At 60.8% G+C, this 21989-nt stretch carries 23 protein-coding genes; 13 read left to right on the top strand and 10 right to left on the bottom strand.

The window, feature by feature from the left end; genetic code table 11:
* The first annotated feature begins 204 nt into the window (after positions 1–204).
* From AC13Q5_RS12845 to AC13Q5_RS12870, 6 genes are all read left to right on the top strand, one after another.
* Positions 205–753 carry a hypothetical protein gene (locus AC13Q5_RS12845; RefSeq protein ID WP_488501892.1) on the top strand — a complete coding sequence of 183 codons (549 nt, stop codon included), beginning with the start codon at positions 205–207 and terminating at the stop codon, positions 751–753.
* Between the two features lie 110 nt (positions 754–863).
* Positions 864–1769, top strand: a complete 906-nt coding sequence (gene dapF / locus AC13Q5_RS12850; RefSeq protein WP_488501893.1) for a diaminopimelate epimerase — start codon at positions 864–866, stop codon at positions 1767–1769.
* On the top strand, positions 1766–3040 hold the full coding sequence (mtaB, locus tag AC13Q5_RS12855) for a tRNA (N(6)-L-threonylcarbamoyladenosine(37)-C(2))-methylthiotransferase MtaB (protein ID WP_488501894.1): 1275 nt from the start codon (positions 1766–1768) through the stop codon (positions 3038–3040). Before dapF ends, mtaB begins: the two co-directional genes overlap by 4 nt.
* An 18-nt stretch (positions 3041–3058) precedes the next feature.
* Positions 3059–4600 (top strand): signal recognition particle-docking protein FtsY, encoded by a 1542-nt coding sequence (gene ftsY / locus AC13Q5_RS12860; RefSeq protein ID WP_488501895.1) that lies wholly within the window; start codon positions 3059–3061, stop codon positions 4598–4600.
* Positions 4597–5316: a septation protein A gene (locus AC13Q5_RS12865; protein ID WP_457880679.1), complete on the top strand. Its 720-nt coding sequence runs from the start codon at positions 4597–4599 to the stop codon at positions 5314–5316. The genes ftsY and AC13Q5_RS12865 overlap by 4 nt, the downstream gene beginning before the upstream one ends.
* The gene (locus AC13Q5_RS12870) at positions 5313–5903 is read left to right on the top strand and encodes a DUF2585 domain-containing protein (RefSeq protein ID WP_488501896.1); all 591 of its coding nucleotides are present in this window, start codon (positions 5313–5315) and stop codon (positions 5901–5903) included. The genes AC13Q5_RS12865 and AC13Q5_RS12870 overlap by 4 nt, the downstream gene beginning before the upstream one ends.
* A 243-nt stretch (positions 5904–6146) precedes the next feature.
* On the opposite strand, the gene AC13Q5_RS12875 is transcribed toward AC13Q5_RS12870, so the two are convergent.
* The 5 genes from AC13Q5_RS12875 to ccmA all read right to left on the bottom strand — a co-directional run bounded on the left by AC13Q5_RS12875 (position 6147) and on the right by ccmA (position 9441).
* Complete coding sequence (locus tag AC13Q5_RS12875) at positions 6147–6758, bottom strand: DsbE family thiol:disulfide interchange protein (RefSeq protein WP_488501897.1); 612 nt, start codon at positions 6756–6758, stop codon at positions 6147–6149.
* Entirely contained in the window at positions 6755–6928 is a 174-nt protein-coding gene (ccmD, locus tag AC13Q5_RS12880) for a heme exporter protein CcmD (RefSeq protein WP_488501898.1), read from the bottom strand. The genes AC13Q5_RS12875 and ccmD overlap by 4 nt, the downstream gene beginning before the upstream one ends.
* 1 nt (position 6929) lies before the next feature.
* Complete coding sequence (locus AC13Q5_RS12885; protein ID WP_488501899.1) at positions 6930–7691, bottom strand: heme ABC transporter permease; 762 nt, start codon at positions 7689–7691, stop codon at positions 6930–6932.
* Between the two features lie 180 nt (positions 7692–7871).
* Complete coding sequence (gene ccmB, locus AC13Q5_RS12890; RefSeq protein ID WP_075853628.1) at positions 7872–8531, bottom strand: heme exporter protein CcmB; 660 nt, start codon at positions 8529–8531, stop codon at positions 7872–7874.
* 262 nt (positions 8532–8793) lie between these two features.
* The gene (gene ccmA, locus AC13Q5_RS12895) at positions 8794–9441 is read right to left on the bottom strand and encodes a heme ABC exporter ATP-binding protein CcmA (RefSeq protein ID WP_488501900.1); all 648 of its coding nucleotides are present in this window, start codon (positions 9439–9441) and stop codon (positions 8794–8796) included.
* A 263-nt stretch (positions 9442–9704) separates the two neighbouring features.
* Between ccmA and acnA the strand changes: the two genes are divergently transcribed.
* The 3 genes from acnA to AC13Q5_RS12910 all read left to right on the top strand — a co-directional run bounded on the left by acnA (position 9705) and on the right by AC13Q5_RS12910 (position 14129).
* Positions 9705–12395 (top strand): aconitate hydratase AcnA, encoded by a 2691-nt coding sequence (gene acnA / locus AC13Q5_RS12900; protein WP_488501901.1) that lies wholly within the window; start codon positions 9705–9707, stop codon positions 12393–12395.
* A 258-nt stretch (positions 12396–12653) separates the two neighbouring features.
* The gene (locus tag AC13Q5_RS12905; protein ID WP_075853631.1) at positions 12654–13397 is read left to right on the top strand and encodes a DUF1223 domain-containing protein; all 744 of its coding nucleotides are present in this window, start codon (positions 12654–12656) and stop codon (positions 13395–13397) included.
* A gap of 330 nt (positions 13398–13727) precedes the next feature.
* Positions 13728–14129 (top strand): DUF2794 domain-containing protein, encoded by a 402-nt coding sequence (locus AC13Q5_RS12910; protein ID WP_075853632.1) that lies wholly within the window; start codon positions 13728–13730, stop codon positions 14127–14129.
* A gap of 255 nt (positions 14130–14384) precedes the next feature.
* On the opposite strand, the gene AC13Q5_RS12915 is transcribed toward AC13Q5_RS12910, so the two are convergent.
* The 4 genes from AC13Q5_RS12915 to AC13Q5_RS12930 form a co-directional block, all read right to left on the bottom strand.
* Positions 14385–14942, bottom strand: a complete 558-nt coding sequence (locus AC13Q5_RS12915) for a GNAT family N-acetyltransferase (RefSeq protein ID WP_075853633.1) — start codon at positions 14940–14942, stop codon at positions 14385–14387.
* Between the two features lie 121 nt (positions 14943–15063).
* A complete protein-coding gene (locus tag AC13Q5_RS12920; protein ID WP_075853634.1) occupies positions 15064–15804 on the bottom strand; it encodes a Bax inhibitor-1/YccA family protein in 741 nt (246 codons plus the stop codon).
* 195 nt (positions 15805–15999) lie between these two features.
* Entirely contained in the window at positions 16000–18546 is a 2547-nt protein-coding gene (locus tag AC13Q5_RS12925; RefSeq protein WP_488501902.1) for an ABC transporter permease, read from the bottom strand.
* Entirely contained in the window at positions 18543–19253 is a 711-nt protein-coding gene (locus AC13Q5_RS12930) for an ABC transporter ATP-binding protein (protein WP_488501903.1), read from the bottom strand. Before AC13Q5_RS12930 ends, AC13Q5_RS12925 begins: the two co-directional genes overlap by 4 nt.
* An 81-nt stretch (positions 19254–19334) precedes the next feature.
* Between AC13Q5_RS12930 and AC13Q5_RS12935 the strand changes: the two genes are divergently transcribed.
* Positions 19335–19985 (top strand): arylesterase, encoded by a 651-nt coding sequence (locus AC13Q5_RS12935; protein ID WP_075853637.1) that lies wholly within the window; start codon positions 19335–19337, stop codon positions 19983–19985.
* 68 nt (positions 19986–20053) lie between these two features.
* Positions 20054–20650, top strand: coding sequence for an RNA 2',3'-cyclic phosphodiesterase (gene thpR / locus AC13Q5_RS12940; RefSeq protein WP_075853638.1), 597 nt, complete (start codon positions 20054–20056; stop codon positions 20648–20650).
* Here the strand turns inward: thpR and AC13Q5_RS12945 are convergent.
* Entirely contained in the window at positions 20581–21063 is a 483-nt protein-coding gene (locus AC13Q5_RS12945; protein ID WP_488501904.1) for a low molecular weight protein-tyrosine-phosphatase, read from the bottom strand. The two genes, thpR and AC13Q5_RS12945, sit on opposite strands and share 70 nt — an antisense overlap.
* A gap of 139 nt (positions 21064–21202) precedes the next feature.
* On the opposite strand from AC13Q5_RS12945, the gene AC13Q5_RS12950 reads away from it, so the two are divergent.
* Together AC13Q5_RS12950 and AC13Q5_RS12955 are read left to right on the top strand one after the other, a co-directional pair.
* A complete protein-coding gene (locus AC13Q5_RS12950) occupies positions 21203–21508 on the top strand; it encodes a 4a-hydroxytetrahydrobiopterin dehydratase (RefSeq protein ID WP_457880664.1) in 306 nt (101 codons plus the stop codon).
* A gap of 66 nt (positions 21509–21574) precedes the next feature.
* The gene (locus AC13Q5_RS12955; protein WP_075853641.1) at positions 21575–21964 is read left to right on the top strand and encodes a YkvA family protein; all 390 of its coding nucleotides are present in this window, start codon (positions 21575–21577) and stop codon (positions 21962–21964) included.
* Positions 21965–21989: the final 25 nt, after the last annotated feature.

Consider the following 21989-nt stretch of genomic DNA (forward strand, 5'->3'; position numbering starts at 1 on the left):
TGGAGCAACAGGCCGGCGACACTCTCATGCTGACGACTTCAATCAGCCGCAGGCCGTAGCACAATAATCGATCGCAGTTTGTGCATACATCTTGAACTAACAACCGATGGTACATGATATGATTCGTAGATAAGTTTCGATGGCGGTTGTTTGATGGGCGGATCTGGGGACTGGAGAAGCAAGCACATCCTGATAAGAGCGGCTGTGCTTTTGAGTTTTGGCTGGATTATCTTCTGCCTACTAATTGTGATCCTTTTTGTGATCTGTACCGGGGTCGCAGGCTATCGCTTCCTTCCCTCGACGGAATGGATAGCATCAATAGGTTGGCAGGGTGTCGCAGTGGGCGTGGGAACCGGGCTGCTTTTGTTCTGTCTAGTGTTGGCTGGCGCCACCAGGCAGTTGCAAAACGGAACGTATGAACAGGGGTTGAAGCCGGTTCTGGGCATCCTGTTTTCTCCAGTTCTCGGTTACTTTGGAGGCTATATGGTGGGGGTCATGGCTTGGCCTATGATGCTGGCCTTGGTCGTTGGGCATCATGCAGAGCTTTCATATACGGTCGGTCGCGCCGACAACCACTATGAAAAGCATTGCTATTCGCCCTTGCAGCTTCAGGGGCTTATAATCGGTTTCGACAAAGTGTGCGGTGTGTCAGACGAATTCAGGAAAGGCCTTGCGACCGGTACCCATATCATCGCTGCCGGCCACGGTACTCGTTACGGTCTCTTTGCGACGGAGTTGCGTAGATCCGACTAGCACTCAGCCTGCGCATGGTTCGCCGCACCACGTCGCAAGCCATCATCCCACTGGTAATTCCCCCGCAATTCCGCCATATACAGCTCGAAAACACGGACGGACATGGCATCATGAGCAATACGGTCGAATTCGCGAGGATGAACGGGCTTGGCAACAAGATCCTAGTCGTCGATATGCGCGGCCGCAAGGATGTGGTGACGCCAGCGGCGGCGATCGCGCTCAATGCCGATCCCGCCACCCAGTTCGATCAGATCATGGCGATCCACGATCCGAAGCTGCAGGGCACCGACGCCTGGATCGATATTCTGAACTGCGATGGCACGAAGGCGCAGGCTTGCGGCAACGGCACGCGCTGCGTCGTGCAGGCGCTGGCGGCGGAAACCGGCAGACACGTCTTTACCTTCCAGACAGTGGCCGGCATTCTGAATGCCAGGGAGCACGAGGACGGCACGATTTCGGTCGATATGGGCACGCCCGTCTTTGCCTGGGACAAGATTCCGCTTGCCGAGGAATTTGCCGATACCAGCCGCATCGAGCTGCAGATCGGGCCGATCGACAATCCCGTCCTGCATTCGCCCTCGGTTGCCTCGATGGGCAATCCGCATGCGATCTTCTGGGTGGACAAGGACCCGATGTCCTTCGATCTCGATCGTTTCGGCCCGCTGCTGGAAAATCATCCGATGTTTCCCGAGCGCGCCAACATCACGCTGGCGCAGGTGCTGTCGCCGACGCTTGTGCGCACCCGCACCTGGGAGCGCGGCGCCGGCCTGACGCTTGCCTGTGGATCGGCGGCTTGTGCGACAGCCGTCAGTGCCGCCCGCACCGGCCGCACCGGCCGCAAGGTGACGATCGACGTCGCCTCCGCGCCTGCGCCGGGCAAGCTCACCATCGAATGGCTTGAGAGTAACGATCATGTCGTCATGACCGGGCCTGCCGAATGGGAATGGTCCGGTACCGTCGATCCGGTCACGGGCAGCTTCTCGCGCGATCCGGAGCAGGGGGCTCAGGCGCGGTGAGCGGGGTCGAGGTCATTACCTTCGGCTGTCGTCTCAATACCTATGAATCCGAAGTGATGAGGGCCGAGGCGGAAAAAGCCGGGCTCAACAATGCCATTCTGGTCAACACCTGTGCCGTGACGGGCGAAGCCGTGCGTCAGGCGCGCCAGGCGATCCGCCGCGCGCGCCGCGACAATCCGCATGCGCGCATCATCGTGACTGGTTGCGCTGCCCAGACCGAAAAGCAGACCTTTGCCGAAATGACTGAGGTGGATGCCGTGCTCGGCAACGAGGAAAAGCTGAAGAGCGCTTCCTACCGCTCCTTGCCGGATTTCGGCGTTTCGGCGGAAGAGAAGCTGCGCGTCAACGACATCATGAGCGTGCGGGCGACCGCGCCGCAGATGATCCGCCATATCGACGGCCATGTGCGAGCCTTCATTCAGGTGCAGAATGGCTGCGACCATCGCTGCACCTTCTGCATCATTCCCTATGGCCGCGGCAATTCGCGTTCGGTGCCGATGGGCGCCGTCGTCGATCAGGCACGCAACCTGGTCGAAAGCGGCTATCGCGAAATCGTGCTGACCGGCGTCGACGCCACCAGCTACGGCGCCGACCTGCCGGGGACGCCGACGCTTGGCCTGCTTGCCAAGACGCTGCTGAAGCAGATCCCGGAAATCCGCCGGCTGCGGCTTTCCTCCATCGACAGCATCGAGGCCGATCAGCATCTGATGGATCTCATCGCCGACGAGCCTCGTTTCATGCCGCATCTGCATCTCTCGCTGCAGCATGGCGACGACATGATCCTCAAGCGGATGAAGCGGCGGCATTCGCGCGCCGATGCTTTTCGCTTTATCGAGGACGTGCGTCGCCTGCGCCCCGAGACGAGTTTCGGCGCGGATATGATCGCCGGTTTTCCGACGGAGACGGAGGAGATGTTTGCCAATGCCGTTGGGCTTGCGGAGGAGGCCGGTATCGCGCATCTGCACGTGTTCCCGTATAGCCCGCGCCCCGGCACGCCCGCTGCCCGCATGCCGCAGCTCGATCGCGGCTTGATCAAGGAACGCGCCGCGCGTCTGCGCGAGGCTGGGCAAAGATTGCACCAGGCTCATCTCAACAAGATGGTTGGCACGCGGCAATGGCTGCTTGTGGAGAATGGCGGGCTGGCGCATACGGAAAACTTCACGCTTGTCGCCGCCCCCGGCCTTCGCCCGCGCGACCTTGTGCAGGTCGCAATCACCGGCCACAATGGCAAGCACCTCGACATGCAACTTCTGGCCGCCGACGCGGCCTAATGCTTCAACGGACATTTCATGGCGCTCGGTTTCATCAAAAAAGTCTTCACCTTCGGCCGTGAAAAGCCGGCCGAGGAGCAGGCGCCTGCGGAAGATTTGACGAAGGTTGAAACGCCTGCCGTGGATGTTTCGCCGGCTTCCGAATTTGTCGAGCCCGCGTCGCCCCCCCCTGTCCCTTCTGGACATCTCCCCCACGAGGGGGGAGATCGTTTGGAGGATGCCGCGCCGGCGAAGCAAGAGCACCAGGCTGAAAGCCAGGCGGATGTTTCCGGCGCGAAAGAGATTGAGGCTGCTGAGACTCCCGATTCTTTTGAATCCGAGTCGCAAGGGCAGCGTGACGACCTTCAGGCACTCGAACCGGAGCAACCTGCCGATACTGAAGCCAGTGTAGTTTCGGAAGAGCACCCCATCGAACCGATCTCCCCCCCTGTGGGGGAGATGTCCGAGAGGACAGAGGGGGGCGAGAAAACTTCGGCAAACTTGAAACCTTCGTCTGAAAGCACGGAAACCGAAGCACGCTCCGAACCTTCCTCGGAAGTCACCGAAACTCCATCAGCCCCCATCCTGCCCAAGGGCTTCTCCACCGCCGCCTCGGCCCCCGCGCCGGCTCCGGAAGCCCCGAAGCAAAAGCTCTCTTGGTTCCAGCGCCTGCGCGCCGGGCTCGCGCGCACCTCGTCGCAGCTGACCGGCCAGATCGCGGCACTCTTTACCAAGCGAAAGCTCGACGATCAGACGCTGCAGGAGCTGGAGGATCTGCTGATCCAGGCCGACCTCGGTGTCGAGACGGCGATGCGCGTCACCGACACTCTTGCTTCCGAGCGCTACGGCAAGGATGTCACAAGCGAAGATGTCGGCCGCATCATGGCGCAGGAAATCGCCAAGGTGCTGAAGCCGGTCGCGAAACCCTTGCAGCTCGATCTCAGCCACAAGCCGCATGTCATCCTCGTCGTCGGCGTCAATGGCACCGGCAAGACGACGACGATCGGCAAGCTGGCTGCGAAGCTTTCCGGTGCCGGGCTGAAGGTCATGGTCGCCGCCGGCGATACCTTCCGCGCCGCCGCCATCGAGCAGCTGAAGATCTGGGCGGACCGTACCAAGTCGGAATTCATCGGTACCAAGCTTGGCGCCGACGCGGCTGGCCTTGCCTTCGATGCCTTCCAGCAGGCCAAGGCCAACAAGAGCGATGTGCTGATCATCGATACGGCCGGCCGCCTGCAGAACAAGGCGGAGCTGATGGCCGAGCTCGAGAAAATCGTGCGCGTACTCGGCAAGCTCGATCCGGATGCGCCGCATACCGTGCTGCAGACGCTCGATGCCACTACGGGCCAGAACGCGCTGAACCAGGTGGAAATCTTCCGCAATGTTGCCGGCGTCAACGGCCTGATCATGACGAAGCTCGATGGCACGGCGCGCGGTGGCATTCTCGTCGCCATCTCGGCCAAGCACAAGCTGCCGGTCTATTTCATCGGCGTCGGCGAGGGTGTAGACGATCTTGAGCCGTTCGAGGCCGAGGATTTCGCCAATGCGATTGCCGGAACAGGTGCCGGAAGCAGCCAATGAACGACAAGAACAAATTCGACGATAGCGAAAGTGCCGCAATGACGACCAGCGACAGCGATCTCACCCCAAGTGCCGCCGACAAACATCATCCGATGCTGAAGCTGGTGCTGGAACTCGGGCCTTTGCTGGTGTTTTTCTTCGGCAATCTGCGCGGCGACTGGCTGGTGCAGCATTTTCCGCAGCTGGCGGCGCTTGGCGGTCCGCTGTTCGTCGCCACCGGCCTGTTCATGGCGGCGACGGTGATCTCGCTCATCGTCTCGAAGGTCATGCTCGGCCATCTGCCGCTGATGCCCTTCGTCTCCGGGATCGTCGTGGTGATCTTCGGCGCGCTCGGCATTTACCTGCAGAACGAAACCTTCATCAAGATGAAGCCGACCATCGTCAATGCGCTGTTCGGCGTCGCGCTGCTCGGCGGCCTTGCCTTCGGAAAGTCGCTGCTCGGCTATGTCTTCAACGCCGCCTTCCAGCTCGATGCCGAGGGCTGGCGCAAGCTGACGCTGCGCTGGGGCATCTTCTTCTTCGTGCTTGCCATCCTCAATGAAGTCGTCTGGCGCGGCTCGAACTGGCTCTACCTGCCCGACACGAAGGCGGCGGATAATCTCTGGGTCAATTTCAAGGTCTGGGGAACGATGCCGATTACCATCCTCTTCACGCTGTCGCAGATGCCGCTCATCATGAAGCACACGGTCGAGCCGCCGGTGGAAGGCGGGAAATGACCGAAGCGATCGACGCACAAAACCGCTACCGGCAGCAAAGCTTCTGGTTCATCGCCTGCGCCGCCGTTCTACTCGTGCAGATCGTCGCGGAATATATGATGGGCCGCGTGCCGATCTGCACCTGCGGCTACGTGAAGCTCTTCGAGCCCGTGGTGAAATCGAGCGGCAATTCGCAGCATATCGCCGACTGGTACACGCCGTCGCACATCATTCACGGATTCCTCTTCTTCGGCCTCACGCATCTGATCATGCGCGGCAAGCCGCTGTCGATGCGGCTCTTCGTTGCCATGCTGATCGAATCCGGCTGGGAGCTGCTGGAAAATTCCCCGATCATCATTAACCGCTATCGCGCGGCAACGATCTCGCTCGACTATGTCGGCGACAGCATCCTCAATTCGTCGATGGATGCGGTGTTCATGGTGGTCGGCTTCCTGTTCGCCTGGCGTGCGCCGGTGCTGGTGACGATTGTCATCGCCATCTTCTTCGAGCTGCTTACCGGCTATCTGATCCGCGACAATCTCACGCTCAACGTGCTGATGCTGGTCTGGCCGGTCGAGGCGATCAAGACCTGGCAGGGTGGGATTTAGCGACTGCCGGATTTGGCGGCGTCTTCAAGGTGAGCTGGCCTCTTGGCCACCTCGTGGTTCGAAGCCTTGTTTCCTACGCTATCGCTTCGGCAACAAGGCACCACACCATGAGGTGGAGCGGCTTTAGCGGTTGATGGACAGAGATTAGCCCTCATGGTGAGGTGCCGAAGCCCGTAGGGCTGAAGCCTCGAACCACGAGGGCGGGTTGTTGTTGCTGCCGCCTTCTCCGAGCAGAGAAGGTGTCTAAGTTGTCGATTTCCCTCGCGCCTTCGCGATCGCCGGATAGAGCCCTTCCTTCAGGCTGGTCGGCGTGAAGGGGCCGACCTGCTTGTAGAGGATCGTGCCGTCAGGCGAGACGAGGTAGGATTCCGGAATGCCGTAGACGCCCCAGTCGATGGCGGCGGAGCCGTTTGGGTCGATGCCGATGGCGTTGTAGGGATTGCCGAGTTCGCCGAGGAAGCGCAGCGCGTTTTCGCTCGTGTCCTTGTAGTTGATTGCCACGATGTTGAGTTGGCCACTCTTGGCGAGTTCCTTCAGCACCGGATGCTCGTCGCGGCAGGGAATGCACCAGGAGGCGAAGACGTTGACGAGCGTCAGCTTGCCCCTGATGGCGTCATCGGTCAGCGCCGGCAGGTTGGAGCCTGCAAGCGGCGGCAGCGCAAGCTTCGGCGCCTTGGTGCCGATCAGGGCCGAGGGGATGGCGGAAATATCGGTGCCGTGGACTTGCTGGTCATACATGACCTTGCCGACGGCAAAGGCGATGCAGGCAAAGACGATCAGCGGGATCAGCGCCAGCAGATAGCGTGTTGTGCCGCTTGATTTCGGCTGATCCTTATTGTCGGTATCGGCAGTCATTTCGTCTCGCTCTCGGTCGGGCGCTGCGAGCGGCGGCGGATGCCGGAGGCTTCGAGTGCCGCAAGTTCGCGGCGGCGCAGGCGCCCGTCGATCCATACCCACGCGATGATGGCAAGGATCATGAAGGCGGCAAAGCCATAGGAGCCGAAGACGTAGAAGGGGTGCGACATGCTATTCCTCCCGGCTTGCCATGCGCGCGGCCATGCGGCGCTGCGTGGTGATGCGGCGGCGCCAGATCTCGTTGCGGATCGCCATCAGGTGCAGCGTGAAGAACAGCAGCGTGAAGGCGAGCGCCATGATGAAAAGCGGCCAGAGAAATTCCGCGTCGATGGCCGGGCCATCCATGCGCATGATGCTTTCCGACTGATGCAGCGTGTTCCACCAGTCCACGGAGAACTTGATGATCGGGATGTTGATGAAGCCGACCAGCGTCAGGATCGAGGCGACGCGGGCGGCCTTGGACGGATCGTCCATGGCGCGGTTCAGCGCGATCAGGCCGAGATACATCAGGAAGAGGATGAAGACCGAGGTCAGGCGCGCATCCCAGACCCAATAGGTACCCCACATCGGCTTGCCCCAGAGGGAGCCCGTCACCAGCGCGATCAGCGTGAAAGCGGCGCCGAGCGGGGCGGCCGTCTTGCCGGCGACATCGGCGAGCGGATGGCGCCAGACGAGCGTGCCGATCGCCGACATGCTCATGATCGTGTAGCACATCATCGACAGCCAGGCCGACGGCACATGGATATACATGATGCGGACGGTGTCGCCCTGCTGGTAATCGCCTTCGGTCGTAAATGACAGATAGAGGCCGATCGCGAAAAGCACGGCCGAGATGACCGCCAGCCAGGGAATGAGACGCGCCGAAAAAGCCAGAAACCGCGTGGGGTTGGCGAGGTCGGAAAAACGGCTGATCGCAGGGCTGATATCGCTCATGCGGCTTGTTTAACCCGATATGGCTTTTCCGGCAATCGACCGCATTGTCTCAGATCGACGAAACAGTATCTCCATCAGAGCCCTTCCGCTTTTCTTCGAAACGCGAAAACGCTCTACCCTTTTGTTATTACGCAATTCCGGACGGAAAACAGCCTCGCACTTTTCCTGGAATTGCTCTGATCAATCAGTCGTGTTCCGCAACGCGAGGGCGGCAGCGGCCGGGCCGATCACGGCGAAGAACAGGGTGAGCGCGATCAGGATCAGGAATGGCGGCAGGAAGGGCTGCGGCCCTTCGACGGCGGCATAGGTGGCGCTGACGCCGAAGATCAGCACCGGGATGGTCAGCGGCAGCACGAGAATGGAGACCAGCAGCCCGCCGCGCGGCAGCGCCACGGCAACGGCGGCACCGACCGCGCCGATGAAGGTGATCGCTGGCGAGCCGACGAGCAGGGTGAGCGCTGTAGCACCGATCGCCGTCTCATTCATATTCATAAAGAGACCGAGCAGAGGCGAGGCGATGACGAGGGGCAGGCCTGTCGCCACCCAATGCGCCGCGCATTTGATGAAGACCGTCAGCACCAGCGGTGTTTCCTGCATGACGAGCAGATCGAGCGAGCCGTCGTCACGTTCGGCCTGGAACAGTCGGTCGAGGCCGAGGAGGCTCGCGAGCAGCGCGCCGATCCAGACGATGGCCGGGCCGATGCGCGAGAGGAGCTTCAGATCGGGGCCAACGCCGAAGGGAATGACAGCGACGACGGTGAGGAAGAAAAGGATGCCGATCAGCGCTCCGCCGCCGGCGCGCACCGAAAGTCTGAGGTCGCGGAGGAAGAGGGCGGTCATGGGGAGACTCTTTCATGCTGAGAGATAGTCGGGATACCCCCCTCTGTCGCTGTCGCGACATCTCCCCCGCAAGGGGGGAGATTGGTGATTTGTGGTGCGCGCATGCCCCGAGCTAACATCGAATCCGTGGAAGCAGAAGTTGGACCTCCTGGTTTTGCAAGCAGGTGCGGCGAACTCCCAACAATCTCCCCCCTTGTGGGGGAGATGTCCCAAAGGGACAGAGGGGGGTATTGAAGGTGCGGCGTAGGCAAAAGCATCGAACTCACCCCCATACCCCCTCACTCACCCTGGCAAACCCCGTCATCCGCATTTCCTGCACATTCTCCAATCCCAGCGGCTGGTGCGTCGCAGCAAGAACAATGCCGCCGGTCTTCTGATGTGCGGTGATGAGATCGGCGAAAAGCTGGTCGGCCGAACTGTCCAGCGCTGCCGTCGGCTCGTCGAGGATCCAGATGGGGCGGTGGGCGACCAGAAGTTTGGCGAAAGCGATTCGGCGCTGCTGGCCGGCGGAGAGGTAGCCGAAGGGCAAATGCGTGATGCCGGCAAGGCCGACGGCGTCGACGGCTTCATCGATATCAAGGCCGCGGCCGCCTGCCATGTCGCCGAGGAAGGTTTTCCAGAAGGTCAGATTTTCCGCGACTGTCAGTTCGGATTTCATCGCATTGCGGTGGCCGAGATAGTGGCTGGCTTCGCCGGCCGGCCGGCCGGATTCGCCATCGTTTCCGGTGAATGTGACACGGCCTTTTTCCGGCCTGAGAAGGCCCGCCACAACGCGCAGAAGCGTTGACTTTCCCGACCCGTTGCGGCCTGTCAGAACGAAGGCGTCGCCACCTGCCAAGTTGAAGGAAACATTCAAGAAAATCAGGTCTTCGCCCCGCCTTGCCGCCAGATTTTCAGCGCTTAGATGCATTCGCTCAGGCTTTCCCTATTGTCTTTGCCGCAGTGCGCAAAAAATTGTCCAAATTTGCATCTTGTCACTCTGGCAAGTCTTTACGAAATTATCTATAAGACCTGCAACCACGCCAGCGGTCGGCGTGAATTTCATCCTTGCGCCGAACTTAAGGTTTTCTGCCTTACGTGCGGACAGCGGAAATGGCCGTACCCGCATCCTGATGTGCATAAAGTGCATAGGCGTTCGCACGACTGTGTTGGCTATCAGAAACGGGGTATCTCGTGTCTAAATCTCTTGACAGTTTCAATTGTCGTTCCACGCTGACCGTGGGCGGGAAAGACTATGTCTATTTCAGCCTTCCGAAAGCTGAGGCGAATGGTCTGCCCGGCGTTTCCAAGCTGCCTTACTCCATGAAGGTGCTTCTGGAAAACCTGCTGCGTTTTGAAGACGGGCAGTCGGTCACCAAGGAACATATCCTTGCCGTCGCCGAATGGCTGACCAACAAGGGCACCGTCGAGAACGAAATCGCCTACCGCCCGGCGCGCGTGCTGATGCAGGACTTCACCGGCGTTCCGGCCGTTGTCGACCTTGCTGCCATGCGCGACGCGATGGTTTCGCTCGGCGGCGATCCGGAAAAGATCAACCCGCTCGTTCCCGTCGACCTCGTCATCGACCACTCCGTCATCGTCGACGAATTCGGCACGCCGCAGGCTTTCGCCAAGAACGTCGAGCTGGAATACCAGCGCAACGGCGAGCGCTACCGCTTCCTGAAGTGGGGCCAGCAGGCATTCAAGAACTTCCGCGTCGTTCCTCCCGGTACCGGCATCTGTCACCAGGTGAATCTCGAATACCTCGGCCAGACGGTCTGGACCAAGGAAGAAGACGGCGAAACGATCGCTTATCCCGACACTTGCGTCGGCACCGATTCGCACACGACGATGATCAACGGCCTTGGCGTTCTCGGCTGGGGTGTCGGCGGTATCGAAGCTGAAGCCGCCATGCTCGGCCAGCCGGTCTCCATGCTGCTGCCTGAGGTGATCGGCTTCAAGCTGACCGGCAAGCTCAAGGAAGGCGTCACCGCGACTGACCTCGTGCTGACCGTCGTGCAGATGCTGCGCAAGAAGGGCGTCGTTTCCAAGTTCGTCGAATTCTTTGGCCCTGGCCTCGACAACATGCCGCTCGCCGACCGTGCCACCATCGGCAACATGGGTCCGGAATACGGCGCGACCTGCGGCTTCTTCCCGGTCGACAAGGAAACGCTGAACTACCTCAACATGTCCGGCCGCGCCAAGGATCGTATCGCGCTCGTTGAAGCCTATTCCAAGGCTCAAGGGATGTGGCGCGACAACGACGGTTCCGACCTCGTCTTCACCGACACGCTGGAACTCGACCTCAACGATGTCGTGCCGTCGATGGCTGGCCCGAAGCGTCCGGAAGGCCGTATCGCGCTGGAAAACATTGCTTCCGGCTTCGCCACCTCGCTCGAAACCGAATACAAGAAGCCCGGCCAGCTCTCCAACCGCTATGCGGTCGAAGGCACGGATTTCGATATCGGCCATGGCGACGTTGCCATCGCTGCCATCACCTCCTGCACCAACACCTCCAACCCGTCGGTGCTGATCGCAGCCGGCCTTCTCGCCCGCAACGCCGTTGCCAAGGGCCTGAAGACCAAGCCGTGGGTCAAGACCTCGCTGGCACCGGGATCGCAGGTCGTCGGCGAATACCTCGCCAAGTCCGGCCTCCAGGCCGATCTCGACAAGCTCGGCTTCAACCTGGTCGGTTTCGGCTGCACCACCTGCATCGGCAACTCCGGCCCGCTGCCGGCGCCGATCTCGAAGACGATCAACGACAAGGGCCTGATCGTATCGGGCGTGCTCTCGGGCAACCGCAACTTCGAAGGCCGTATCTCGCCCGACGTCCAGGCCAACTACCTGGCGTCCCCGCCGCTCGTCGTCGCCTACGCGCTCGCAGGCTCTGTGCAGCTCGACCTGACCAAGGAGCCGATCGGCGAGGACCAGAACGGCAAGCCGGTCTACCTCAAGGACATCTGGCCGACCTCGCATGAAGTTCAGGAGTTCATCCAGAAGTACGTCACCCGCGAGCTCTACGAGAGCAAGTATGCCGACGTCTTCAAGGGTGACTCCAACTGGCAGGCCGTGCAGGTTCCTCCGGGCCAGACCTATGCCTGGGACGACAACTCGACCTACGTCCAGAACCCGCCTTACTTCGTGGGCATGGGCAAGAAGGGTGCCGGCGTTTCCGACATCAAGGGCGCTCGCGTTCTCGGCCTCTTCGGCGACAAGATCACCACCGACCACATTTCCCCGGCCGGTTCGATCAAGGCTGCCTCGCCGGCCGGTTCGTACCTCATCGGTCATGGCGTCGGTGTTGCCGACTTCAACCAGTACGGCACGCGCCGCGGCAACCATGAAGTCATGATGCGCGGTACCTTCGCCAACATCCGCATCCGCAATCACATGCTCGGCCCGAACGGCAAGGAAGGTGGCTACACCATCCATTATCCGTCCAAGGAAGAGACGTCGATCTACGATGCGGCGATGCAGTACAAGGCAGAGGGCGTTCCGCTCGTCATCTTCGCCGGTGTCGAATACGGCAACGGCTCCTCGCGCGACTGGGCTGCCAAGGGCACGAACCTGCTCGGCGTACGCGCCGTGATCGCTCAGTCCTTCGAGCGTATCCACCGTTCGAACCTCGTCGGCATGGGCGTCATCCCGTTCGTCTTCGAGGACGGCACCACCTGGGCAAGCCTCGGCCTGAAGGGTGACGAGCTCGTCACCATTGAAGGTCTGGCTGATATCAAGCCGCGCGAGCGCAAGATCGCCAAGGTCACCTATGGTGACGGCACGGTTCGCGACATCCCGATCATCTGCCGTATCGATACGCTGGATGAGGTCGTCTACGTCAACAATGGCGGCATCCTGCAGACTGTTCTGCGCGATCTCGCTGCCTGATAGGTTTTAAACGCCATTCCTGGAGGCCGCCGGAAAACTCTTCCGGCGGCCTCCTGTTTTTCACGGTGATGTGTACGGCAGGCCCTCGAGCTCACTACGGCCTCACCCCATCGTGACTTTGCGTCATCGTGCTAAACTATTATCTCTTGTTTCAGATTTTTCGGGCTTGATATGGCCTGATCGCCGCAAGAAGCGCGAGTGTTTCGGAGCCCGTGTAGGCAGACGGTGCTCAAGATTGGATGCAGAGGTAAGATAGAAATGCGCCTTCGATTTTTGGTTCCACTTCTGGCAGGCATCGCGCTCGCAAGTTCGCTGCATGCGCAGGAAGCGGCGAAGATCAAGGGCGTCGTCGAGCTCTTCACCTCGCAGGGCTGCGCGTCCTGTCCTCCGGCCGATGCGGCCTTCCGCAAGCTGATCCGCCAGGGCAATGTCGTGGCACTCGCCTATCACGTCGATTACTGGAACTATCTCGGCTGGAACGATACGATGGCGTCCAAAGACAACACGGCGCGCCAATATGCCTATGCCCGCACGATGGGGCGCAGCGGCGTCTATACACCGCAGGCGATCGTCAATGGCCGCGATCATATGAACGGCGCCGACCTCAACGCCATCAACGTCAAGATCGATGACTTTCAGCGTCTTGGGGAGGGGCTGACGGTTCCGGTGAATGCCGCCATGAAAGGCGACGAGCTTGAGATCAAGATCGGAGCGGGCCAGGGCAAAGCCAATGTCGTCATCGTCTATTTCGACAAGGAACAGATGGTGGCGCCGAAGGGTGGCGAGAATACCGGTCAGCAGATCGCCTATATGCACGCGGTATCGGATGTCCAGACGGTGGGCATGTGGGATGGCAAGGCCATGAGCCTCGTGCTGCCGTCCAATGTGCTGGATAAGGCCGGCCGAAGAGGCCTTGCCGTCCTCTTGCAGTCGTCGACGCCTTCGGGCGATCCGGCTGCCATTCTCGGGGCCACTGTTTTGACTGTTGGCTCAGACGGCTGAGCGGCTTTTCCAGCCTTGCCGGAGACCTTGCATTTCGGCTCAGGTCAAAAAGGTCCCTATTTTGGCCTGTGCCAAAAAGGGGAGGTGCCCGGCGAGGACGCATTCGGGGCTGGGGTTTAATCGATGCGCCCCGGCCGGGCCGTTTGACGCGGCGGCGCCAAACGGCCCTCTATACTTCCTGTAAATTGGGCGTCGTTTTGGCTGAAATGCGGCACTGACGAGGTGCTTTGGGACCTGGGAAAGAAATTGTGAGCCGTCAGCCGTCTTGCAATTTGATGCGGCTGAGGCAAACTGTCATTCTCCTGTCATGAGATAGCCCCTGGGGGATTGATGACTGATCAGCCGGATTTGAGACACGGTGAAAGCCGTTCCGTCGATACCAATTCATCCGTCGTCGTTGATCTCAGAGAATACAAACAGAGCAAAGACCCGTTACCGGTGACCTTTCATCGCCGGGAGCTGGATGCGATTCTCTGGATCTATGGCCGCATGGTCGGCGAGGGCGAGTGGCGCGACTATGCCATCGACCATTTGAAGGACAAGGCGGTTTTCTCCGTCTTCAAGCGCTCCGGCGAGATGCCGCTCTTCCGCATCGAAAAGAATCCAAAGCTTTCGGCCAAGCAGGGCGCCTTTTCAGTCGTCAATACCAGCGGCATGATCCTGAAGCGCGGCCATGACCTGAGCCAAGTTCTGAAGGTGTTCGACAAGCAGCTGAAGCTGGTGGAGAAGTAGTTTCGCGTCATTGGCTATGTATCACGCGGAGAGTGCGGCACCCCCCTCTGTCAGCTTCGCTGACATCTCCCCCACAAGGGGGTAGATTGGTAACCTGCGTCACTCCCTGATCTCAAGTGAGCATCGGACCTGTTGAAATTGTGGTCTCTTGTCTTGCAAGCAACGCGCGTCAAACTCCGAACGATCTCTCCCCTTGTGGGGGAGATGTCCCGAAGGGACAGAGGGGGTATTTGAGGCTCGACCAGTAGGTAGATATTACCCCCCAAACAACGTCCCCGGATAAACCGACGGATCCGGATCGGTGTTGGTGCCCTCACCTAATGCCTTCTGCATCAGCATCGTATCCAGCCATCGGCCGTGCTTGTAGCCGGTGCCTTTCAACAGGCCGGTTTCGGTGAAGCCCGCGGCGCGATGTACGGCGACGGAGGCGGGATGGGCGCCACCGATGACGGCGATCATCTGGCGGAAGCCGAGCGTCTGGCAGCTTTCAATCAAGGCATCGAGTAGCAGCCTGCCGACGCCGCGCCCTCGGGCCTCCGGCGCTAGATAGATCGAATCCTCCACCATCCAGCGATAGGCCGGCCGCGTGCGGAACGATGAGGCATAGGCATAGCCGAGAAACGTGCCGGCTTCGTCTTCTGCGACGAGATAGGGATAGCCCTTGTCACGGATCGCCTGGAAACGCGCTGCCATTTCTTCCTGGCTCGGTGGCGTGATCTCATAGCTTGCCGTGCCATTCAGGACGGAGTCGCGATAGATTGCTGTGATATAGGGAAGGTCGTCTGCGGTAGCGCTGCGGAGGCTGACGGACATGTGTTTCTTGCTGCCTGATCTGTGATTTGCGATGGCAGCTATCAAACCGTAGCGCCTGTGGCCAGGCAAATAAAAAAGGCGGCCGAAGCCGCCTTTCCGTTGCTCGTTTCATGCGCTGCGATTAACGGCGATTGCCCATGAATTGCAGCAGGAACATGAACAGGTTGATGAAGTCGAGGTAGAGCGACAAAGCGCCCATGATCGCCTTGCGGCCGGCGACGGTCGCATCGTCGGCGGTGTAGTACATTTCCTTGATCCGCTGCGTATCATAGGCGGTAAGGCCTGCGAAGATCAGCACGCCGATCACGGAGATAGCGAACTGCAGGGCAGACGAAGCCAGGAAGATGTTGACGAGCGTCGCGATGATCAGGCCGAAGAGACCCATCATCAGGAACGAGCCCATCGCCGACAGGTCACGCTTGGTCGTGTAGCCGTAGAGCGACAGCGCGCCGAAGGAGGCCGCGGTCACGAAGAAGGTCTGCACGACGCTCTGGCCGGTGTAGATGATGAAGATCGACGACAGCGACAGGCCCACCAGCGCGGCGTAGACCCAGAAGGTCGTCGTCGCGGCGGCCACGCTCATGCGATTGATCCTGAAGCTCAGGAAGAAGACCATCGCCAGCGGGGCGAGAATGACCACCCACTTCAGCGGGCTCAGATAGATCGCCTGGCCGAAGGCCGTGATCTGTCCGTTTGCGAAAGCGAGCGAGAAGGAGAGATAGGCGGCAACACCCGTGATCGCCAGACCCAGCGCCATCAGGTTATAGACCTTGAGCATGTAGGCTCGAAGGCCCTCGTCTATCATCGCACCGGATTGCGCACCGCTCTGCGCCCGGTTTTGGTAATTGCGAAAGTCAGCCATGTTTTCCTCTTTTAAGCTCCGATGTGAGTACGGTGTCGGGTCTCTCGGACCCAGGCGCCGCTGCGGAGCTCCAGCATGCCTGCACAGAATATGAGGCTTTCAAGCCTTGTAGACAAGGGTCTAGCGACAGGGCCGATGTTAAATCGCTGTAATATCGCGCCGTTTGGGAGGCTTTCCGCCGATCCCGGGAACGAATCAGAGTTCGCGCAGAACCGGGGCGGCTTTCTGGCCGAGGATGCGCCAGGTGCCGATCAGGCCGATACCCACTGTCAGCACCAGAGCGATAATCAGGGTTGAGAAGGCGACATCGGGCAGGAAGGCCGAGGGCAGATGCATGATGCGGCTGACGATATACCAGGCGGATGCCGCCCCGGCGATCAGTGCGAAGACGGCGGTTGCGGCGCCGAGGATCAGATATTCGTAGCTGAAGGCGCGGATCAGCGTCGCCCGCGTCGCGCCGAGCGTCTTGAGGATGACCGCATCGTGCGTGCGGGCGCGGTTGCCGGCGGCGAGCGCTCCGGCCAGCACCAGTACGGATGCGATCAGCGCCACTGAAGCTGCGGAGCGGATGGCGGTCGCGAGCTGTCCTACCAGCGTGTTGACGACGTCGAGCGCGTCCTTGACGCGGACGCTGGTGATGGTCGGGTAGGTGTTGGTGACTTTCCGGAGGATCGTTGCTTCCTGCTCGGAGGTGGCCGATGTGTCGGTCAGGGTCGCCAGCCAGGCGTGCGGCGCGCCCTTGAAGGTATTGGGCGAGAAGATCATCACGAAATTGATCGACAGCGATTGCCATTGCACCTTGCGGAAGCTGGCGATCTTGGCGGTGACGTTGCGGCCGAGCACGTTGACGGTGACCTTGTCGCCGAGCTTCAAGCCGAGCGCCTTGCCTTCCTCTTCGGAGAAGGAGACCAGCGGTTCGCCACTATAATCCTTGTCCCACCATTTGCCTTCCGTGACCGAGGCGTTTTCCGGCACTGTATCGGCATAGGTGATGCCGCGATCGCCGCGCAGGACCCATTGGCCGGCAGCCGGCACCTTCATCTTGGTAACATCCTCGCCGTTGAAGGCGACGATACGGCCGCGCAGCATCGGTGCCTCGACGAGCTTGCCCTTTGGATCGATGTCGAGGACGATCTTGCGGAAGCCTTCCAGCTCCGGCCCCTGGATATCGACGAAGAAGAAGTTCGGCGCCTGCTCGCTCATGCGGCCCATCAGCTCGCGGCGCATGTTGCCGTCGATCAGCGTCAAGGTCACCAGGAGCGCCAGGCCGAGGCCGAGCGACAGCACGACGGATGAGGTCAGCGCGCCCGGCCGGTGGATGTTGCCGATCGCCAGACGCAGGGCCGGCGAGCTCACGCGTGGGCTGCGGCGGGCAAGCCAGGAGAGCAGGGCGGCAACGGCGCGCAACACGACGAAAGCTCCAGCGATCGACACGACAAAGACAATGGCGATGAAGCGGTCATAGGCGGTGACGATCGCCAAGGCGGCAAGGGCTGCCATCAACACGCCGGCGGCGAGCAGGTAAGGCCAGCCGGGCAGGCGACGCGCCTCGAAGCCCTGCTCGCGGAACAGCGCCGTTGCCGGCACCTCGCGGGCATGGCCGAGCGGCGGAATGGCAAAGGCGAGCGTCGTCAGCAAGCCGAAGAGGGCGGCAAGCGTCAGCGCGCCGGGATAGAGCCGAGGCGCCGTCGAAATCGGCAGGAACTCGGCCATGAACTGGGAAGCGATCATGGGTGCTATGGCGCCGAGCACGAGGCCGACCACGATGCCGGCAAGCGCGATGATGGCGATCTGGATCAGATAGATCAGCACCACGACGAAAGCCGGCGCGCCCAGGCACTTGAAGGTGGCGATGGTCGTGCGCTTGGAATCGAGAAAGGCGCGCACGGCGTTGGCGACACCGACGCCGCCGACGATCAGGGCGGCCAAGCCGACGAGCGTCAGGAACTGCGAGAAGCGGGTGACATTGTCTGCAAGCTGGGGCGCGGCGCGGTCACTGGTGCGGATCGACCAGCCTGCCTGCGGGAAAGCGGCATTGGCGCGGTCGCTGATGTTGCGCAGGCCGGCGGCCGGATTATCCATGCGGATTCGATAGGCCTGTTCGACGAGGCTGCCTGTTGTAATCAGGCCGGAGGCGGTCAGGGCATCGCGGCTGGTGAGCAGGCGCGGCGCAAAACCGAAGCCTTCGGAGACGGCATCCGGCTCCGTGGTGATGGTGCCGGTAATGCGCAGTTTGGCGTTGCCCAGCAGCAGATCGCCGCCGACCTTCAGGTTCAGGCGCTCGAGCAACAAGGGCGCAACGACCGCACCATAGGTGCCGTCCTTGACGGCCAGCAGGGTCGGGAGCGGCTCATTCGGGTCGGCCTCGAAGGTGCCGTAGAGCGGATAGGCATCATCGACTGCCTTGACCTCGACCAGTGCCTGATCGGAGCCATCCGGCAGGCGGGACATGGAGCGCAGATTGGTGGAGCGGGACAGCTTGCCGAGGCCCTGAAGATAGGCCAGTTCTTCGGGTGTTGCCTCGCGATTGCGCAGCTCGAAGCGAACGTCGCCAGACAGCAATGACTGCCCTTGTGTCGAAATTGCATCCGTGATCGAGCGGGAGACCGAGTTTACGGCGGCGATCGCGCCGGTGCCGAGCGCGATGCAGGCGAGGAAGATATAGAAGCCGCCAAGGCCGCCGCGCAACTCGCGCAGGGCAAGGCGGAAGGCGAGCGGCAGGCGCAATCCCGCCGTGCTCATGCCATCGCCGCCTGGCTGGTACGGGCACGGGCGCTGTCATTCTCGATTTCGCCGGAGCGGACGCGGATCTGGCGCGAGCAGCGGGCGGCAAGAGCGGGATCGTGGGTTACGAGCAGCATGGTCGTGCCACGCTCGGCCTGCTGGGCGAAGAGCAGGTCGGCGATCTGCCGGCCGGTATCGGTGTCGAGATTGCCGGTGGGTTCGTCGGCGATCAGAACGGCCGGCGAGGGTGCCAGCGCGCGGGCGATCGCCACACGCTGCTGCTCGCCGCCGGAGAGCTGTCCGGGATAGTGATTGAGCCTTTCGCCCAGTCCTACCGCTTCCAGCTCGCGCCTGGCGATTTCGAAGGCATCGCGGACATTGGCAAGCTCCAGCGGCACGGCGACATTTTCGAGCGCCGTCATATTGGCGATCAGGTGGAAGGACTGGAAGACGATGCCGATGTTGCGGCCGCGGAAATCGGCGATGCGATCTTCGCTCAGGCTATGCAGCGGCGTGTCGCGGATCAGAAGTTCGCCGCTGTCGAGTTTTTCGAGGCCGGCCAGCACCATCAGCAGCGTGGACTTGCCGGAGCCGGACGGACCGACGATGCCGACGGCCTCACCCTCCATGACGGTGAGATCGATGCCCTTCAGCACATGGACCGATGCGGCGGCATTGCCGAGCGTCAAATCCGCCTTCTTCAGCTCGATGATGGTTTTTGCCAATGCGAACGCCCTATATATCAGAGAACATCAGAGACAATGGCGGGCGCGACTGGCCCGAGCAGCGAATTTAGGGAATGGATCATGGGTTTTAAAGTTGCTGTGCTTCAATTCGCTGTCATCACTTTCGGTCTTTTGTTTGGCGCGGTTCATGCTGCCGATGCACGAACGATCCAGCTGGTCGGCTTCGGCGACAGCTTGATGGCTGGCTATCAGCTGCCGCCCGGCGATGGATTTCCCGCCAAGCTTGAGGCGGCGCTGAAGGCCAAGGGGCTCGATATCGCCGTTGCCGATGCCGGCGTTTCCGGCGATACGACGTCGGGCGGGCTTTCGCGCATCGACTGGTCGGTGCAAGACGGCACCGATGGCGTGATCTTGGAACTCGGCGCCAACGATGCCCTGCGCGGCATTCCGCCGGAGCAGACCGAAAAGAACCTCGAAACGATGATCGAGCGGTTGAAGGACAGAAAGATCCCGATCCTTCTCGTCGGCATGTTGGCACCGCCGAACATGGGGGGCGACTACGCCGAGAAATTCAATCCGATCTACAAGCGCCTGGCCGACAAATACCAGCTTTCGCTCTACCCGTTTTTCCTCGACGGTGTGGCAACGCATGCCGATCTGCAACTCTCGGACGGGATGCATCCGAACCCCAAGGGGGTCGATGTGATGGTCGAGCATATGTTGCCGGCTGTTATGAGTTTTGTAGGGATGATTGACGCAGGTGCGAAATAGATGCTTGCACCGACTGCAAATGCGTGATTCCCTACCTATACCTGCAAGAGATTCGGGGAGTGCTCGTTATGCCGAGACTTTTTACCGCCCTCGAAATTCCGCGCAATGCGGCCATGAGCCTGTCATTGTTGCGCGGTGGTCTCCCGGGAGCCAGGTGGATCGACGTTGAAAATTATCACATTACCTTGCGCTTCATCGGCGATGTCGATGGCCGCACGGCGGATGAGATCGTCGACCGTCTGGACCGGATAGATCGACCTGAATTCCAGCTTCGGCTGGAGGGCATCGGTTCCTTCGGCTCCAAGAAGCCGCATTCGGTCTGGGCCGGGGTCTCGCAGACACCGGACATGTTCGCTCTGCAAGGCGAGATCGAGCGCATCTGCCAGCGTATCGGCCTGCAGCCTGATCCGCGCAAGTTCACGCCGCACGTGACGCTCGCCAGGCTGAAGTCCTCGCGGGTCGACGATGTCGTCCACTACCTGTCCGGCCGCGGCAATTTCTATACCGCGCCGTTCACGGTGGGGCGCTTCGTGCTTCTGTCCTCGCGCGAATCGGTCGGTGGCGGCCCGTATCTCACCGAAGAGATCTTCCCGCTTCACGAGCCCCGCAGCACGTTCCCGGCCTTGGGCAACAACGCGCTGCAGCCGGCCAAGAGCATGGTATAGACAGCTTCGAAATCCTCGCGGTCGCCATAATAGGGATCGGGGATATCCTTGTTGCTGCCAAGCGCAAGGGCATTGAAGAGATGCAGCTTGCCGAGGGCATCGGCGGGCGCCGTCTTGCGCAAGTTCTTCAAATTGTCTTGATCCATTGCCAGGATCAGATCGAACCTGCCGAAATCGGCCGGCTCGATGCGGCGGGCGCGCTGGGCTGAAATATCGATTCCGTGGCCGGCGGCAACCGCAATCGAACGGCGATCCGGGTGTTCTCCCTGATGCCAGCCGCCCGTGCCGGCCGAATCAATCTCGAATTCGCCCGCGGGGCCGGCTTCGTTCGCCAGATGCCTGAATATGCCTTCGGCGAGGGGCGACCGGCAGATATTGCCGGCGCAGACGAAAAGAACCCTGTGACGAACCATGCTATCGTTTCACCGCTTAAGAGCAATTCCAGGAAAAGTGCGGAGCGGTTTTCCGTCCGGAATTGCGTGAGAATAACAAAGTAGAGCGGTTCGGAGATTCCGTGAAGAGTTGAACCGCGCCGAAGAGGAGTGACTTGCCATGAAATACGAGAAGCTGGACCGCGCGGCAATCGATGAAAATCTTGCAGAACTCGGGGGCTGGGTGCTTGCGGCCGACGGGCTTTCGATTTCCAAGACCTTCAAGTTCCGCAACTTCGTCGAGGCCTTCGGCTTCATGACGGAATCCGCCCTTGCCGCCGAAAAATTCAACCATCACCCGGAATGGTTCAACGTCTATTCCCGCGTCGAGGTGAAGCTGACGACGCATGATGTCGGCGGCCTGACCGACCATGACGTCAAACTGGCCAAGGCGATGGAAAAGGCGGCTGCGCGCCGGATCGATTGAATCGCCTGAGACGATCACCATATGTTTACACGGCCCGGGAGACGGGCCTTGCTAGAGGTGAATGGAATGGATGACATCAAGTACGGGGAAATCCTGATGCCTGGTGACGAAGAGACCCAAAAAGAGCAGGAGAAATCGGTGCGCAGAAAATTCTGGCCGACCTTGCGGAAGGCGGCTCGCCATATCCCGTTCTCGCGTGACGTCGTGGCCGCCTTCTATTGCGCGCTCGACCCGCAGACGCCGACCCGCGTGCGTGGCATATTGCTGGCCGCACTCGGCTATTTCGTCATGCCCGTCGACATCATTCCCGATTTCTTTGCCGTCATCGGCTATTCGGATGATGTCGCGGTGCTCACGCTCGCCTTCAGCATGATCAGGGGCCATATCCGTCAGGAACATTACGATGCCGCCGACCGGGCTCTCGAGAACGAGCCTGAGGCCATGAAGACGGCTTGATGGCCACTTTGTATGGTCAATCGGA

The organism is Martinezella sp. CNPSo 3964 (assembly GCF_057784375.1).